13 protein-coding genes are annotated in these 14,233 nt (G+C 61.0%); 3 read left to right on the forward strand and 10 right to left on the reverse strand.

Translation table 11 applies throughout. From position 1 onward, the window contains the following. Positions 1–287: 287 nt before the first annotated feature. The gene (locus tag ABHV46_RS12260) at positions 288–905 is read right to left on the reverse strand and encodes an MlaC/ttg2D family ABC transporter substrate-binding protein (RefSeq protein ID WP_438381690.1); all 618 of its coding nucleotides are present in this window, start codon (positions 903–905) and stop codon (positions 288–290) included. Positions 906–917: 12 nt separating this feature from the next. Next, the gene (locus tag ABHV46_RS12265) at positions 918–1,763 is read right to left on the reverse strand and encodes an MlaA family lipoprotein (protein WP_336946815.1); all 846 of its coding nucleotides are present in this window, start codon (positions 1,761–1,763) and stop codon (positions 918–920) included. Positions 1,764–2,123: 360 nt separating this feature from the next. On the opposite strand from ABHV46_RS12265, the gene ABHV46_RS12270 reads away from it, so the two are divergent. Then, complete coding sequence (locus tag ABHV46_RS12270) at positions 2,124–3,275, forward strand: aldose epimerase family protein (protein ID WP_438381691.1); 1,152 nt, start codon at positions 2,124–2,126, stop codon at positions 3,273–3,275. A gap of 38 nt (positions 3,276–3,313) precedes the next feature. On the opposite strand, the gene ABHV46_RS12275 is transcribed toward ABHV46_RS12270, so the two are convergent. From ABHV46_RS12275 to ABHV46_RS12285, 3 genes are all read right to left on the reverse strand, one after another. After that, positions 3,314–4,333: a sulfite exporter TauE/SafE family protein gene (locus ABHV46_RS12275; RefSeq protein WP_438381692.1), complete on the reverse strand. Its 1,020-nt coding sequence runs from the start codon at positions 4,331–4,333 to the stop codon at positions 3,314–3,316. A gap of 120 nt (positions 4,334–4,453) precedes the next feature. Next, the gene (locus ABHV46_RS12280; protein ID WP_438384392.1) at positions 4,454–5,281 is read right to left on the reverse strand and encodes a TerB family tellurite resistance protein; all 828 of its coding nucleotides are present in this window, start codon (positions 5,279–5,281) and stop codon (positions 4,454–4,456) included. A 31-nt stretch (positions 5,282–5,312) separates the two neighbouring features. After that, entirely contained in the window at positions 5,313–8,480 is a 3,168-nt protein-coding gene (locus ABHV46_RS12285) for a response regulator (RefSeq protein WP_438381693.1), read from the reverse strand. Between the two features lie 305 nt (positions 8,481–8,785). Between ABHV46_RS12285 and ABHV46_RS12290 the strand changes: the two genes are divergently transcribed. Then, the gene (locus tag ABHV46_RS12290) at positions 8,786–9,262 is read left to right on the forward strand and encodes a DUF2778 domain-containing protein (protein WP_438381694.1); all 477 of its coding nucleotides are present in this window, start codon (positions 8,786–8,788) and stop codon (positions 9,260–9,262) included. Beyond that, positions 9,259–9,513: a hypothetical protein gene (locus ABHV46_RS12295; RefSeq protein WP_336946820.1), complete on the forward strand. Its 255-nt coding sequence runs from the start codon at positions 9,259–9,261 to the stop codon at positions 9,511–9,513. The genes ABHV46_RS12290 and ABHV46_RS12295 overlap by 4 nt, the downstream gene beginning before the upstream one ends. A 71-nt stretch (positions 9,514–9,584) precedes the next feature. Here ABHV46_RS12295 and ABHV46_RS12300 read toward each other — a convergent pair whose 3' ends face one another. The 5 genes from ABHV46_RS12300 to ABHV46_RS12320 all read right to left on the reverse strand — a co-directional run bounded on the left by ABHV46_RS12300 (position 9,585) and on the right by ABHV46_RS12320 (position 14,185). Beyond that, positions 9,585–9,794 (reverse strand): ribbon-helix-helix domain-containing protein, encoded by a 210-nt coding sequence (locus ABHV46_RS12300; RefSeq protein WP_336946821.1) that lies wholly within the window; start codon positions 9,792–9,794, stop codon positions 9,585–9,587. Continuing rightward, the gene (gene queG, locus ABHV46_RS12305; RefSeq protein WP_438381695.1) at positions 9,787–10,848 is read right to left on the reverse strand and encodes a tRNA epoxyqueuosine(34) reductase QueG; all 1,062 of its coding nucleotides are present in this window, start codon (positions 10,846–10,848) and stop codon (positions 9,787–9,789) included. Before queG ends, ABHV46_RS12300 begins: the two co-directional genes overlap by 8 nt. Positions 10,849–10,861: 13 nt before the next feature. Beyond that, positions 10,862–12,034, reverse strand: a complete 1,173-nt coding sequence (tgt, locus tag ABHV46_RS12310) for a tRNA guanosine(34) transglycosylase Tgt (RefSeq protein WP_438381696.1) — start codon at positions 12,032–12,034, stop codon at positions 10,862–10,864. Next, on the reverse strand, positions 12,031–13,068 hold the full coding sequence (queA, locus tag ABHV46_RS12315) for a tRNA preQ1(34) S-adenosylmethionine ribosyltransferase-isomerase QueA (protein ID WP_336946824.1): 1,038 nt from the start codon (positions 13,066–13,068) through the stop codon (positions 12,031–12,033). Before queA ends, tgt begins: the two co-directional genes overlap by 4 nt. Before the next feature lie 121 nt (positions 13,069–13,189). Further along, a complete protein-coding gene (locus ABHV46_RS12320) occupies positions 13,190–14,185 on the reverse strand; it encodes a LysR family transcriptional regulator (protein WP_438381697.1) in 996 nt (331 codons plus the stop codon). Positions 14,186–14,233: the final 48 nt, after the last annotated feature.

The raw sequence follows: 14,233 nt of genomic DNA on the forward strand, positions 1-14,233 counted from the left end.
ACGATCTTTTCTGCTCATCCGGGCTGCGGGCGGAAGTCGACGCACCCGAGTACAGTGACTGGCAGGAGGTCCGGGCAAGATAAGCCAGCTCATCGGCGTTTTTTCGAAGGGGGCTGTCGGAGAAACAATCGCTAGAAACGACCATCCGCGTGATGGCAGGGCTCTTGGCCGGCAAACCTCCGCCGCAGGGGCAGAAGAGCGCCGGGCAAATCCCGCAAGGACGGCCAGCTTCAGTGAAAGACATTTCTCACGAAGGGAGCGGACACCCTTCGTGAGACGCATACTCGTCAGTGACGATGCGAGAGCTGACGCTCCAGCGCGCTGATAAGTGTGGCAACATTGCCGCCATTACGGGCAAGATAGGAGCTGTAATCCTGACGCTGGGTCAGGCGCAGGCTCGTGCCTTCGCCGATCATGTCGACAATTTTCATGCCGCCATCCTTGGCAATCAGCAGCCCCATATCTGCTGTAGGCTGGCCTGGGCGCATGATCTGAGCGCTGACAAGCTCGCCATTCGGCGTGTTGGTGGCGCCGGTCACGCGAAAGCTGACGCCCTTGTAATCACCGATCTTGTCGGTAACCGCATTGACCAGAACCTGATGGAACAGCTTGAGATACTGGGCCTGCTGCTCTGGCGTTGCAGAGCGCCAGTAGCGGCCCAGGCAGAACTTGCCGATCGTCGCAATATCGACATTGTCCTGAAGCAGCGGCAGAACTTCCTGACGCTTTTCGGTCAGGGATTTGTCGCTGTTGATGATGCCGATGAGCTTGCCACCGAAAGCGGTGACGAAGCCTTGGGCATCGTCAGCATGAGCGGGTGTGCTCAGTGCGGCGACGGAAACGAGGGCCGTGGTCATCAGACCGAGAGCCGCGCGGCGGGAAAGGGAAAGGCAGGTTTTGAGCATGTCGGGAGGTCCTCAATTGTACCAGTCCGGCACGGTCGCCCGGTGGTCGTTACGTATGGCATCCACCTGGCTCTGCCGATTCTGCTGCCAGGCGCTGCGGATGAACGCATAGGGATCGAGCGAATCCTGCTCGACCTGATCGATCTCGTCAATATGGGAGGAGAAACCACCCAGAACGCCAGCGATGTTATACGCCCAGTTGAAGGTCAGAAGTCCATAGCCACGCGGAACGTAGTTGATCGGCGAGAGACCCTGAGCGATTGCATAGCCACCCGCGTCACGCAGCGTGTTCGGGCCGAGGCCGGGCAGGAACATGTAAGGGCCGCTGGGCACGCCCCAGGTTGCGAGCGTCAGACCCGGATCGCTGTCGTGATGCGGATAACCGAGTGACGTCGCGACATCGATGAACCCGGCAGCGCCAAGCGTCATGTTGATGACGTAACGCATGAAATCGTCGCCTGCACGACGCGGCTTGCCTGCGCCGACATCGCTGAAGAAGACCGTCGGCATATACCAGGTCTGGTTCAGGTTATCGATCGAGTTGCGGATCGGCTTGGGAACGGCCCAGGCCCAGGCCTTGCCGACAGGGCGCAGCGCATGATGATAGGCCCACATCTGAACGTTATACATCTTGCGATTGACCGGTTCGTAGGGGTCGTTGGCTTCCTTGTAATCCGCAAGCGCCTCGGGGTCTTTCGGCGGCGGGTTACGCCAGCTTGCGCAGGCGCTCAGGGAAAGCAGGGCGGTCAGTCCGACAATAAGGCGGCCACCCTTGCGCTGCCCACGCCGTTGCGTCCGGCTCTCGACGGCAGATCCGGTTTCAGGCCGGTTATCGGAATCACCTAGCGGTGCGGTCATCGCAGTCCCCAAGTCGTGTCAGCGCGCTTGGCTGCGCCAGAATTCGCGCACAAGCCCACGATCATTTTGTTGCAGGCTGCAGAACAGCCCCGGTCTCGTTACCTTAAACGCATAACCAAAGAGGCAGCATGACATCTTCCCCGCCTCGGGAGAAGAGATCGGCGCTGTCTCTCAGGAGACGCAGCATTGTGGTTTTCTAGCATGATGTCCGCCAGACGCCAGACTGTAGATAAAAACTGATGCTGCCAGCCTAGCGTTTGAGAAGGCCTGCGGTTGGCGGAGATGGATTTTAAGTAGTTTGACACAGATCATTTCCCTGACCAGTGTGGCGTCAAATCAACAGATGGAAGCACCTGGTCCATGAGAGCAATTGTGAAGAGCGCCGTTTGTCTGGCGGCGCTTGCTGGTATGGTTGATGGTGTGGCGCTGGCGGCGCCCGCTGTGACGGTTCAGCCTTGGGGCAAGACTCCTGCCGGGCAGGACGTGAAAATCATTACCCTGACCAACGACCATGGCATGACCGTACGGGTCATCACCTATGGCGGTATCATCCAGTCTGTCGAGGCACCCGATCGCGCCGGTCATGTCCAGGATCTGGTTCTGGGGTTCGGCACGCTTGATGGCTATACGAAGGATTCGGCAGAGGGCGGGTTGTTTTTCGGCGCCATGATCGGCCGCTACGCCAACCGCTTGGCCCACGGCACTTTCACGATCGACGGCAAGAGCTACCATACCGATTTGACCGATCCTCCAAATGCCCTGCATGGTGGCAAGATCGGGTTCGACAAGCATGTCTGGACGCTGGTCGATACCAAAAAGAACGCCAAGGGGGCTTCGGTCAAGCTGCGTCTGGTCAGCCCGAATGGCGATCAGGGTTTCCCCGGCACCTTGACGACCGACATCACCTACACGCTCGATGAGAACAACGCGCTCAGCCTGCATTACCAGGCGATGACCGATGCGCCGACTGTGCTCAATCTGACCAACCACAGCTACTGGAACCTCAATGGCGAAGGATCGGGCTCGATCGAGAACGAAATCCTTCAGGTAAATGCAGAGCGATACACGCCGACGGATTCGACATCGATTCCGACGGGTGAACTGGCAGCGGTCGATGGCACGCCGCTCGATTTCCGCAAGCCGACGCGCATTGGCGACCGTCTGCGCAGCGATTTCGCCCAGATGGTCTATGCGCGCGGCTACGACCATAACTGGGTCGTGGATGGCGCCTATGGCAAGGCGCCGCGCCCGGCGGTTTCGGTCTATGACCCGGCTTCAGGCCGCACGCTCGACGTGTCGACCAACCAGCCTGGTGCTCAGGTCTACACCTCGAATTCCCTGACCGGGAAATATGTCGGTATCTCGCATCGTGCCTATCGCCAGACCGATGCTCTGGCCATTGAGGCCGAGCATTATCCCGATAGCCCCAATCATCCTTCTTTCCCGACGACGGAACTCCGCCCGGGTCAGAAATTCGACTACACCACCATCTTCAAGCTCGGCACGCGCTGAGCTTTCTCCAGCCCGCCTCTTCGAGGGCGGGCTGGATGTCACGCATTCTGGTGTCGGCCCCGGTGGTCATGCTTCTGGTCATGCTCCGGCCCGAATGCCCGATGCGTGACGAAAACACCCCGATCGGCTGCCAGATGCAGCACGGTCAGGCGCTCGTTGGCCAGCCCGGTATCCGGGTCGATCGAGGCAGCGACACGATGTTTCACTTCAATCTCCATCGGGCGCTCTATTTCCAGTGCCAGACGATGGCTGCGCCAGGTCATGGCAAGTTCGGTTTCCCCATGGAGCCGTCCGTAATGCAACGACACGGCATCTTTCTGCACGATCTGCCCAGCCGCTGTAACGAGCATGAAAACCCCCGCAATTGCTGCTGCGGCGTGACCGATACGGCAGAACTGGGCGTGGCTCAGCAGGGGCAGGACGAGCTTCGTGACCTTGAGCGCCGCTATTGCCGAAGCGCCGACGCAAAGTCCGGCAATCAGCACAGAGCGGTCGAACAGCCCGAATTTCGCATAAAGCACCAGTTTTAGCGTGTGAAGCAGCACCTCATTCGCCGCGCGTGTGGCAATGATGGCCTCTTTCTGCAAACCGAGCTTTTGGTAGAACCGGTTGAAAAGGAGACCTGTCGCCCCGGTAAAGCCGGAAATGAATCCTGCAGCGAAACCGATGGCTGGCAGGCGCTTCCACGCTCCTTCATCGAGGGCAATCGGTGCTGCCGGGCGAAGCAGCAGCACCACGTTCCCGCTTAGAAACAGGCCGAGCAGCAATTCGAGATAGACCGGAGGCATGAGACGCAGGCAGTAAACGCCGAGCGCCGCACCGGGCAGGGCGGCTGGCAGGAAATACAGCACTACGCGCCAGTCTATGGCGCGCCGGAAGGTAGCAATCCTGCCCACCGTGCTGCACATCGTGCCGATGGACAATGCCGCCGGTACCGTTTGAGTGGCAAGAATCAGGCCCAGAACCGGCATGATGACCAGACCCGCGCCGCCGCCCGCGACGGAGGAAATGGTGAAAGCGGCGCAGGATAGGCAGAAGAGCAACACAAAAACCAGCATGACCGGTGCATTCCGTTTCGACCGCCCGCAGGGGGCAGAGAAGGGGGAGGCGTCGGGTAATGACCCTATATGAGAACTATTCTCATATAGATATCAAATCATGTCAGTCTGTAGGAAGATTCAGAGTTTGCGGTCGCGCTTGATTCGGTCCCAGGCAGCATTGATTCGCGCGACGCGATCGGCGGCCTTGGCCATGGCCTCGGGGCTGAGATTTTTCTGTCCCAGCACATCAGGATGATGCTCCCTGATCAGTACACGCCAGCGCGTGCGCACCTCCAGATCGCTTGCCGAGCGGGCGAGCCCCAGTTCGACATAGGCGTCATTCTCGTTGCTGGCCGAGCCGGAACGTCCGGTCTCGGCGCGATCCCAGGCGCCGGGTGGCAGGCCGAAAGCCGCGTGAACCTTTTTGAGAAAGGCGGTTTCTGCAGGATGCAGCGCCGCGCCCGGTGGCAGATCGGCACGTGCAATGACGAAGAGCGCCATCAGCAGGTTTTCGAGCGGGGCACGATCCTTGGCAAAGCCCTTGCCGAGTTCACGCGCATACATCTCGAAATCATCGGTGCGGTCGCGTGCGCGGTCAAACAACATGCCGACTTCACGGCTGTTATCGGCCGGAAACTGGAAAAGCGATTTGAAGGTCGAGATTTCGGCCTTGTTCACGGGGCCGTCGATCTTGGCCATCTTGGCGCAGAGGGCCACCAGACCGATAGCGTAAAGCTGGTCGGTCTTGCCGAGCAGGGTCGACATCTTGGCCGCCGCCATGAAAGCCGCCCCATTCGGGTCGGGCTGACCCTTGGTGCGCCAGTGTTCATGCCAGCCACCGGCTGGCGTTTCGAGCAGCGATCCACGATCTGCTGCGTGACCGAGTGCCGCCCCCATGAGGGCGCCCATCGGTCCGCCTACAGCGAAACCGGCTACACTGCCGAACATCTTGCCCCAGAATGCCATGCCTATCGGTAGCATGAGGCGCGGCAGGAGTTCAAACGGTCGCTGGCTTGCTGGGGGGCACCAGTGATGCTTCGATATTTTCAGCTTCAGAAGCAAGACGCGGCAGGCTTCGCGCAATGGCTGCATTCAACTGGGTCAGGTCATAGGGTTTGGGCAAGATCGTGACGGAGGGATCGCCCTGAACCGAATGGCTGTCACCTGTCGCGAAAACCACTCCGACATCGGGTTTCAGGCTACGCGCCTGTCCCGCCAGATCCTTGCCCGAGAGGCCGGGCAGATTCACATCGGTCAGCAGCACGTCCACCGGCATAGTCTGAAGCACGATAAGCGCCTCGTCGTAATCGGCCGCCTCGATTGTCAGATAGCCCGATTCCTTCAGCATTTCCGAGGTCGCCTGACGGATCAGGCGGTCATCCTCCACCAGAAGAATTGTCAGGCAGAGCGAGCGCGACGGTACCGTGGAGGCCGTACCATTCTCGGCAGGAGCGGGGAGTTCCGGCGAGCGGAGCGTTGGCGTCTCAACGGAGAGCTGGCGCTGCTTGCGATTAGACAGCACATGACGGAACTTTCGGGCCAGTGCGTCGCGCGTGTAGGGCTTGGAAAGCAGTTCCACACCCGCATCCAGCCTGCCGCCATGCACGATGGAGTTCTCGGTATAGCCAGAGGTGAACAGTACTGCGATATCGGGCAGGCGCTCCTTCGCACGGCGCGCGAGCTCGGGACTTTTGAGCGTGCCGGGCATCACCACATCGGTAAAAAGGATGTCGATGGGCATGCCGCTCTCGATCACCACCAGCGCATTGGCGGCATCCGTGGCCTTGAGCACCTGATAGCCCAGATCTGACAGCATCTCGACCACGATGGCGCGCACTTCGTCGTCGTCTTCGACGACGAGCACTGTCTCGGTGCCGCCGGTGACGGGGGCCATGTGCAGGTCGATCTCTACATCCTCGGCATCCATGGCGCGGGGCAGGTAGAGCTTGATCGTCGTACCCTCACCGGGCTCCGAATAGATATTGATATGGCCGTTCGACTGCTTGACGAAGCCATAGACCATCGACAGGCCGAGCCCCGATCCCTTGCCTTCGGCCTTGGTGGAGAAGAAGGGCTCGAACACTTTGGACAGGATGTCCGGCGTCATGCCCGTGCCGGTATCCGAGACGGCGAGCAGCACATACTGACCGGCTTTGACCTCGTCATGCTGGCGCACATAGGAATCGTCCAGCTGGGCGTTGCCGAGTTCGATGGTGAGCTTGCCATGGCCGTCCATGGCGTCACGGGCGTTGATGGCGAGGTTGAGCAGCGCGTTCTCGATCTGGGCTGGATCGATGAAGGTGTTCCACAGCCCGGCGGAAACGATGGTCTCGATCTCGATTCCCTCGCCAATGGCGCGCCGCAGCATGTCGTCCATGCCGCGCACGAAGCGCGTGACATTGACGATCTTGGGCTCGAGCGCCTGACGCCGGCCAAAAGCGAGCAACTGGCTGGCCAGACGCGAACCGCGCTGCACGCCGCCCATGGCGCTGGCCACATGGCGTTCAGCGCGGGCATTGCCGGCAACGTTCTTGCCCAGCAATTGCAGATTGCCGCTGATGACCTGAAGCAGGTTATTGAAATCATGGGCAACGCCACCGGTCAGCTTGCCGATGGATTCCATTTTCTGTGCTTGGGCCAGACGCGTTTCGGCGGCGCGTCTCTCGGCAATCTCTTCGATCACGCGGTTTTCGAGCGTTTCGTTGAGCGCACGCAGCTGTTCTTCGGCGCGCTGGCGATGGCGCACCTGACGGGCCAGATCGTCGGCACGCTCGCGCAGGGCGGCCTCGGCGGCGCGTTGATGCGTGATGTCGCTATGCACGCCGACCCATTCGGTGATGAGATTTTTCTCGTTCAGGATCGGCAGCGCCCGTATGGCAAAATTGCGCCAGACGCCGTCTCGGCTCAGGACGCGGTGCTCATGCACGAACATGCTGCGCGCCATGACCGAGGCATTCCACGCGACTACGGTCGCCGCTGCGTCGTCGGGATGAACGGCATTGGCCCAGCCGAAGCCCTGATAGGCCTCATAGCTCTGACCCGTCAGTGCCGCCCATCCCGGCTGCTCGCCGGTCATGCGGCCATCGGCGCTATTGGTCCAGAGCACGCCGTGCACGGCCTTCATGGCAGTGCGAAAACGCAGATCGCTCGCGGCGACGTCAGCAATATGGCGTGCTCTGTCCTCGATATCGATGCCGAGAATATGCACGCCATGCACGACGCCATCGTCGTCGATATGCGGCACGTAGCGAAACTCGGTGTGACGCTCCGTACCGTCATTATGCGGCAGGAGGGTTTCAGCCGTGAGTGTCTGACCCGAGAGCGCACGTTCGAGATCGGGGCGCCGGTCTTCGTAAACGCGGGCACCGAGTACCTCGATCACCGGGCAGCCGACGATACGCTCCAGAGGCAGGCCGAGCCAGGTTTCATAAGCGGCATTGGCAAAGCGATAGACATGGGCTTGATCGACATAGGAGACAAGCATGGGCGTTGCATCGGTGACGCGACGCAACTCGGCCTCGCTGGCGGCCAGTCGGGCCTCGGCATGGGCGCGCTCGGTGTTATTGACGATCGTGCAGAGCACGCCACCGGGCGTATCGCCCGTTTCAAACACAGGGGTGAAATAGCAATCGAGGATCAGCGTCTCAACGTGATCCCTGCGTACCAGTCTGATCGTCCGGTTTGTGAAAGACGAAGTCTCCCCCGTTATCCCGCATCCCGAGACGGCATCGCCCCAGTCGCTGAGTTCCGGGAAGGCTTCTTCCAACCCGGCGCCGAGCGTGCCAGGGTGACGATCGCCCGCGATGAGACTGAAGGCATCGTTATAGAACAGGACTTGCTCAGGCCCCCAGATCAGCAGCTTGGCGACAGGAGAATTAACGATATTGGTGATCGTTGCCCGCAGCGCATCGGACCAGTTTCTTGTCGGTCCGACACGGTTCTGTGCCCAGTCGAGTGCCCGTATCAACGCACCGCATGCGCCGCCCGCTGGCGGAAAGGCAAGACTGTCACGCCGCGTCGCAGCCAGGGCTTTCTCCTGCAACAAGGCGATTCCCGCCGCCAGCAAGGCGTCTTCGCTGGCATAATGGCCACGCGCCAGCTCTGCCTCGATAAAGGCTTTGACGCTATCGGAGAAATTGGCGGTGCAGATTGGGCGAGACGTCATGGATCGATGAAGCCCTTGCGTCACAAATGTGAGCTTTATGATGATCTCGTTAAATATCGAGAACGACCGTCATTGGCTAGAGGCTTGCTCGCGCTCCTGTGAAACGCAGTTCTTTCGCGAATAGCTCGTCACGACGATGGCAGCGCGATCATCCACGATCGTGCAGACGGGAGCGGCGGCACCGCCCGAGCTGGGCGCAAGCGCGTCCACGGCTTTGGGGTGCAGGTTGTTGGGAGTAAATAACGAAGATGCTAAAAGACGCTCGCATAATTTGAAGTGCGGACCCGATCCCGGAGAGAATTCGATTGCCTGCGCATTGCGTATTTTACCTGAACGACAAGGATTTTTCGGTTCTTACCTGCGTGGGGCTGGGTTTTTATCCTGCCTATTCAGGGTCCGGTCGCTTCACCAACCGTTCCGTCGCCGCCAATAACAGGAATAACGGCCCGCTTCCTTCTGGCATCTATCATATCCTCGATCGGCAGTGCGGGGGGCGACTGGGGGGCGTCAGGGATCAGATCGGCGATCTTTTTGCCGGCACGCGGCGTCGGGACTGGTTCGCGCTTTATCGTGACGATGGCGTCATCGACGACCAGACCTCGATAGACGGCATCAGGCGAGGGGCTTTCCGGCTGCATCCGGTCGGGTTCTGGGGGATCAGTGAGGGATGCATCACCTTGCCAGACACGCATGATTTTTACCGACTGCGTGAGTTTCTACTCGCCCAACCCCTGGCCTATCTGAACGGGATGCGCCTTTACGGCACGCTGGAGGTCAGGTGAAAGCGCTCATCACTCTCCCACTCGCTCTTCTCGTCTATCTCGCTCTCGGCCACGCGACCCATCACTACTTCGCCTGGTCAGGACGCTCGTGGAAGATCCTGTCGCCCGTGTTCTCTCTCAACGACGCTCTCGGTCTGGGCATGAGCCAAGCGAGCATCATCGTGCTGACGATGCTGCTCGTCAGCATCGTTCTGGCATATGTCATTGTGACGGGGCTGGGCGTGCTGATGGCTTACAGACGTAGATTCTGACCGCCACAGGGGAACGAAAATCGAGTGGCTGCCATGAGCCAGGCGTTTTCCGGCGAACTGTCGACAGGTATTCAAGCGCCTCGCAGAAAAACCAGACACGCCACGCGCAGGGCCGAGGCTAATGGGCGTTCCGGCGGCCGGGTTGCGTCGATACCGGCAATCAGAGAGGCGAGGGAGTTGCCGGCGCTCATCTCTTCCAGCACGGCCCAGAATTCGGGCTCGAGCGCGATGCTGGTGCGGTGGCGCGATAGCGTGAAGCTGCGTTTGACGAGATCACTCATTATGAGCCGCTCCCTGTAATTCGGCCTGCGCCCATGAGGCGGCTTCGGCCACGACCGGGTCTGCGTCATGCGCCAGTTGCTCGACGAGCGGCAGATGCGCGCGATCGCCGGAATTGCCGAGCGCGATCAGCACATTGCGCACAAAGCGGTTGCGACCGATACGCTTGATTGGCGAGCCGCTGAAAATGCTACGAAAACCGGCATCGTCCAGCCGGGCAAGGCTGTCGAGCTTGGGCGCCATCAGATCGGCGCGAGGTTGCAGCTTCAGATGGCGCGACGTGGCGGCAAAGCGGTTCCACGGGCAGGCATTCAGGCAATCATCGCAGCCATAGATGCGATTGCCCATCGCCTTGCGGAATTCGACAGGGATAGGCCCGTCATATTCGATAGTGAGATACGCAATGCACCGCCGCGCATCGAGCTGATAGGGCGCGGGAAAAGCTTCGGTCGGGCAGGCCGTGAGGCAGCGTGTGCAGCTACCGCAGGATCCGGCGCGCGGTGGCGTAGGGGAGAGGGCGAGGGTGGTATAGATCTCGCCAAGCAGCAGCCATGACCCGTGATCGCGCGAGACCAGATTGGTGTGTTTGCCCTGCCAGCCGAGCTGAGCCTGTTCCGCCAGGGGTTTTTCCAGAACCGGGGCGGTATCGACGAAAACCTTTACCTGCGTGCCATCACCGCCGACATCCTGACGCACCACGAACTGAGCCAGATGCTTGAGCATTCCTTTCAGCACATCATGATAATCGCGATGGCGGGCATAGACCGAGATCGTGCCGGTATCGGGCTGATCGAGCGTTTCGGCCGGGTCGGCTTCCGGCGCGTAGGAAAGCCCGAGCGAAATCACGCTGCGGACTTCCGGCCAGAGTGCCTTGGGGTCACCGCGCTGCTCGATACGCTGTTCCATCCAGCTCATCGTGCCGTGCCGCCCATCCTCCACGAACTGGCGCAGGCGTATACGGGCTTCTTCGGGCAAGGACGCATCGCAGAACCCGATCGCATCGAAGCCGAGATGCCGCGCATGGTCGGCAATGCGGTCCTCGATGCTTGGCGTCATGATGTGTGAGGCGTCATGGCACAGATGGCCAGTCAGGCTGAGGGAATTCGTCCTGCGTCCAGTCTCCTGCCGCCCAGTCGGCGCGCAGGGCGATGGCCTTCTGCGGCAAGGAGCCATCGACGATGGCCGCACGGATCTGGCGCATGAGACGCTGGTAATAGGCTAGATTGTGCCATGTCAGCAGCATCGGCCCGAGGATTTCATTGGCGCGGAACAGATGATGCAGATAGGCGCGGCTATGGCGCGAACAGGCGAGGCAATCGCAATCCGGGCTGATCGGACGGTTGTCTTCGGCATGGCGTGCGTTACGCATATTGAGCGTGCCGCGCTCGGTATAGGCGCGCGCCGTACGGCCTGCGCGGGTGGGCATGACGCAATCGAACATGTCGACGCCACGCTCGATGCCACCCAGAAGATCGTCAGGCGTGCCGACGCCCATCAGATAGCGCGCATGATCCTGCGGCAGGAGCGGAGTGGTGAAGTCGAGTGTCGAGAACATCAGTTCCTGACCCTCGCCAACGGCAAGACCCCCAATGGCATAGCCTTCGAAACCGATATCGGTCAGGGCCCTGGCCGAACGGGCGCGCAGCTCGCGTTCGGTGCCCCCCTGAACGATGCCGAACTGCCCATAGCCGGGACGCGGCACAAAAGCCTCACGCGAGCGCGCCGCCCAGCGCATGGAAAGCTCCATCGAGGATTCCAGACGCTCGGGCGTAGCAGGCAGGGCAGGGCATTCGTCGAAGCACATGGTGATGGTGGCATCGAGCGCGTGCTGGATATCGGTGCTGCTTTGCGGCGTCAGGCGATGCTTCGAGCCGTCGATGTGAGAGTTGAACGTCACGCCATCCTGATCGAGCTTACGCAGCGCGCCGAGCGACATCACCTGAAACCCGCCGGAATCGGTCAGGATCGGGCCTGACCAGTCCATCATGCGGTGAAGACCGCCCATCTTGCGCACGCGTTCCGCACCAGGGCGCAGCATCAGATGATAGGTATTGCCCAGAATGATGCCCGCACCCGTCGAGCGCACGGCATCCATGGTCATGGCCTTGACCGTGCCCACTGTACCGACCGGCATGAAAGTGGGGGTAGGGATCGTGCCGTGGGCCGTATGGAGATGGCCCGCGCGTGCCTGGCCGCAGCAGGCCTGCGGCTTCCACTGCATTTTCGTGGCGTGTTCGGTCATGGCGCGCGGTCCAGCAAGCAGGCATCTCCGTAGGAATAGAAGCGGAATTTCTCGGCGATGGCATGGGCATAGGCCGCGCGCATCGTATCTGTGCCCGCCAGCGCGCAGACAAGCATGAACAGCGTCGAGCGTGGCAGATGGAAATTGGTCATCAGCCTGTCGACGGCGCGAAAGCGATAGCCGGGCTTGATGAAAATGGCCGTTTCGCCTTCCCATGGATGCACGATGCCGTTTTCATCCGCCGCACTTTCCAGCAGGCGCAGGCTGGTCGTGCCGACCGCGATGATCTTTTTGCCGCTGGCCCGCGTATCATTGATGAGCTGGGCCGTATGGGCGTCGATACGGCCCCATTCGGCATGCATTTTGTGGCTGGCGATATCGTCGCGCACGGGCAGGAACGTGCCTGCGCCGACATGTAGTGTCAGCGTATGGCGCGTCACGCCACGCGCATCGAGAGCGGCCAGAAGCTCAGGGGTGAAATGCAGCCCTGCGGTCGGCGCTGCGACCGCGCCCTTGTAGCGCTCGAAAATAGTCGCGTAATCGCTGTCATCCTGAGCCGTCGGGCCGGTGGGGCGATCGATATACGGCGGCAGGGCCAGCGCGCCGACACGCTTCAGAAAATCGTCGAAGGCCGTACCCTCTGCGGAAAACCGCATGGAGATGGCGCCATCGCCCTCGTTTTCGACCACCTCTGCCGTGACTTCATCGGTGCCGAAACGCAGCGTGTCACCGGGGCGCAGCTTGCGGGCATTTTTTGCAAGAGCGTGCCAGCTGCCATCACTCAGAATACGATCGAGCGTGATACCGATTTTCGCTTCGCCGCGCTGTGCGGCCAGCTGGGCGCGAATGACCGCGGTATCATTGGCGATCAGCAGATCGCCGGGGTCGAGCAGCGAGGGCAGATCGGCAATGCGATGCTCGGCCAGAGCCTGCCCGGACGCGACACGCAACAGGCGGGCGCTGTCACGCGGGCGGGCGGGTTCCAGAGCGATGTTGTCGCGCGGGAGATCGAAGTCAAAATCGGATATCTGCATGGGCGGCTCCGTTTAGGCCAGATCGTGCGCAGAACGCCAGCGTAAATCATGGAAACGAGGCGTGCGCCGCGCCGCCCGTGCCTGCCCGGCAAGAGATGCAGCCGCACGCAGATGACGCGGTTCAGACGACGAGAGAGCGATGACAGGCTTCTTCTCTGCCGGATGTGGGCTCTTTTGTCTGGTTGTCGCTCTCGCTCTCTTCGGCCTCTCGTGCTGCCTGGCGTTTCGGGCAGAGCTTGAGCTGGTCGATCAGCCAGCGCCCGGCGGGGCCGGGAGGCTCTGCAGTGGAATAGACCACGCTCATGGGCATGTTCGCCCCGCCCGGCGAGAAGCCGTCGATCGTGAGCTCAACCAGTCTGCCCGCTTCCAGATCGCTGGCGATACTATGGACCGGCATGCCCCCCCAGCCGAGCCCGCCAAGCAGAAAATGGTGCTTGGCGTAGAGATCGGCCAGACGCCAGGTGAAGGGCGAAAGCACGCCGCGCTCGCGTCCCGCCGAGAGATCGGTACGGTCGGTCAGCACGAGCTGCACATGGCGTGCCAGTTCATCGCGCGGTATCGGTCCATCATGGCGTGCCAGAGGGTGTTCGGCCGAGGCCACCATCATGAAGCGGATCTCGCCCAGGGCTTCGGTCGAGCATGAAGGCGGCACGTCCGGCAGCGGTCCGGCAATCGCAATCTGGGCGCGTCCATCGAGAACGGGCTGAAACACGCCGCCGAGTGCCTCGACGAAGAGACGCAGTGGCGTATGCGGAAAGGTTTCGCGAAAGCCACGGGCCACACGCGTCATGCGATCCATGGGAAAGAACACATCGACCACCACAGAAAGCTCCGGCTCGATGCCTGAAGACATGCCATAGGCACGGGCCTTCATATGGTCGACATTCATGACGATGCCGCGCGCATCGGCGAGAAGGGTCTTGCCTGCCTTGGTCAGCTGCGGATAGCGACCGATACGGTCGAAAAGCTGGACCCCGATCTGGGATTCGAGGGTCGCGATCATTTCGCTGATGGCAGGTTGAGAACGCCTGAAGCGTCGTGCCGCAGCCGAGAAGCTGCCCTCATCGGCAGCCGCTATGAAAACGCGCAGCTGGTCGAGAGAGATCCTGTCGAGCATAGTGCTTTCACCTATCGTGCAAAGCGATACTATCCATCGGAATATATT

It is taken from the genome of Asaia sp. BMEF1, from assembly GCF_051628905.1.
In the GTDB taxonomy this organism is placed as follows: Bacteria; Pseudomonadota; Alphaproteobacteria; order Acetobacterales; family Acetobacteraceae; genus Asaia.

Excerpts from the sequence above, each read along its gene's own strand:
- ABHV46_RS12260 (WP_438381690.1), bottom strand. The coding sequence starts at position 905 with ATGCTCAAAACCTGCCTTTCCCTTTCCCGCCGCGCGGCTCTCGGTCTG.
- ABHV46_RS12265 (WP_336946815.1), bottom strand. The coding sequence starts at position 1,763 with ATGACCGCACCGCTAGGTGATTCCGATAACCGGCCTGAAACCGGATCT.
- ABHV46_RS12270 (WP_438381691.1), top strand. The coding sequence starts at position 2,124 with ATGAGAGCAATTGTGAAGAGCGCCGTTTGTCTGGCGGCGCTTGCTGGT.
- ABHV46_RS12275 (WP_438381692.1), bottom strand. The coding sequence starts at position 4,333 with ATGCTGGTTTTTGTGTTGCTCTTCTGCCTATCCTGCGCCGCTTTCACC.
- ABHV46_RS12280 (WP_438384392.1), bottom strand. The coding sequence starts at position 5,281 with ATGGCATTCTGGGGCAAGATGTTCGGCAGTGTAGCCGGTTTCGCTGTA.
- ABHV46_RS12285 (WP_438381693.1), bottom strand. The coding sequence starts at position 8,480 with ATGACGTCTCGCCCAATCTGCACCGCCAATTTCTCCGATAGCGTCAAA.
- ABHV46_RS12300 (WP_336946821.1), bottom strand. The coding sequence starts at position 9,794 with ATGAGTGATCTCGTCAAACGCAGCTTCACGCTATCGCGCCACCGCACC.
- queG (WP_438381695.1), bottom strand. The coding sequence starts at position 10,848 with ATGACGCCAAGCATCGAGGACCGCATTGCCGACCATGCGCGGCATCTC.
- tgt (WP_438381696.1), bottom strand. The coding sequence starts at position 12,034 with ATGACCGAACACGCCACGAAAATGCAGTGGAAGCCGCAGGCCTGCTGC.
- queA (WP_336946824.1), bottom strand. The coding sequence starts at position 13,068 with ATGCAGATATCCGATTTTGACTTCGATCTCCCGCGCGACAACATCGCT.
- ABHV46_RS12320 (WP_438381697.1), bottom strand. The coding sequence starts at position 14,185 with ATGCTCGACAGGATCTCTCTCGACCAGCTGCGCGTTTTCATAGCGGCT.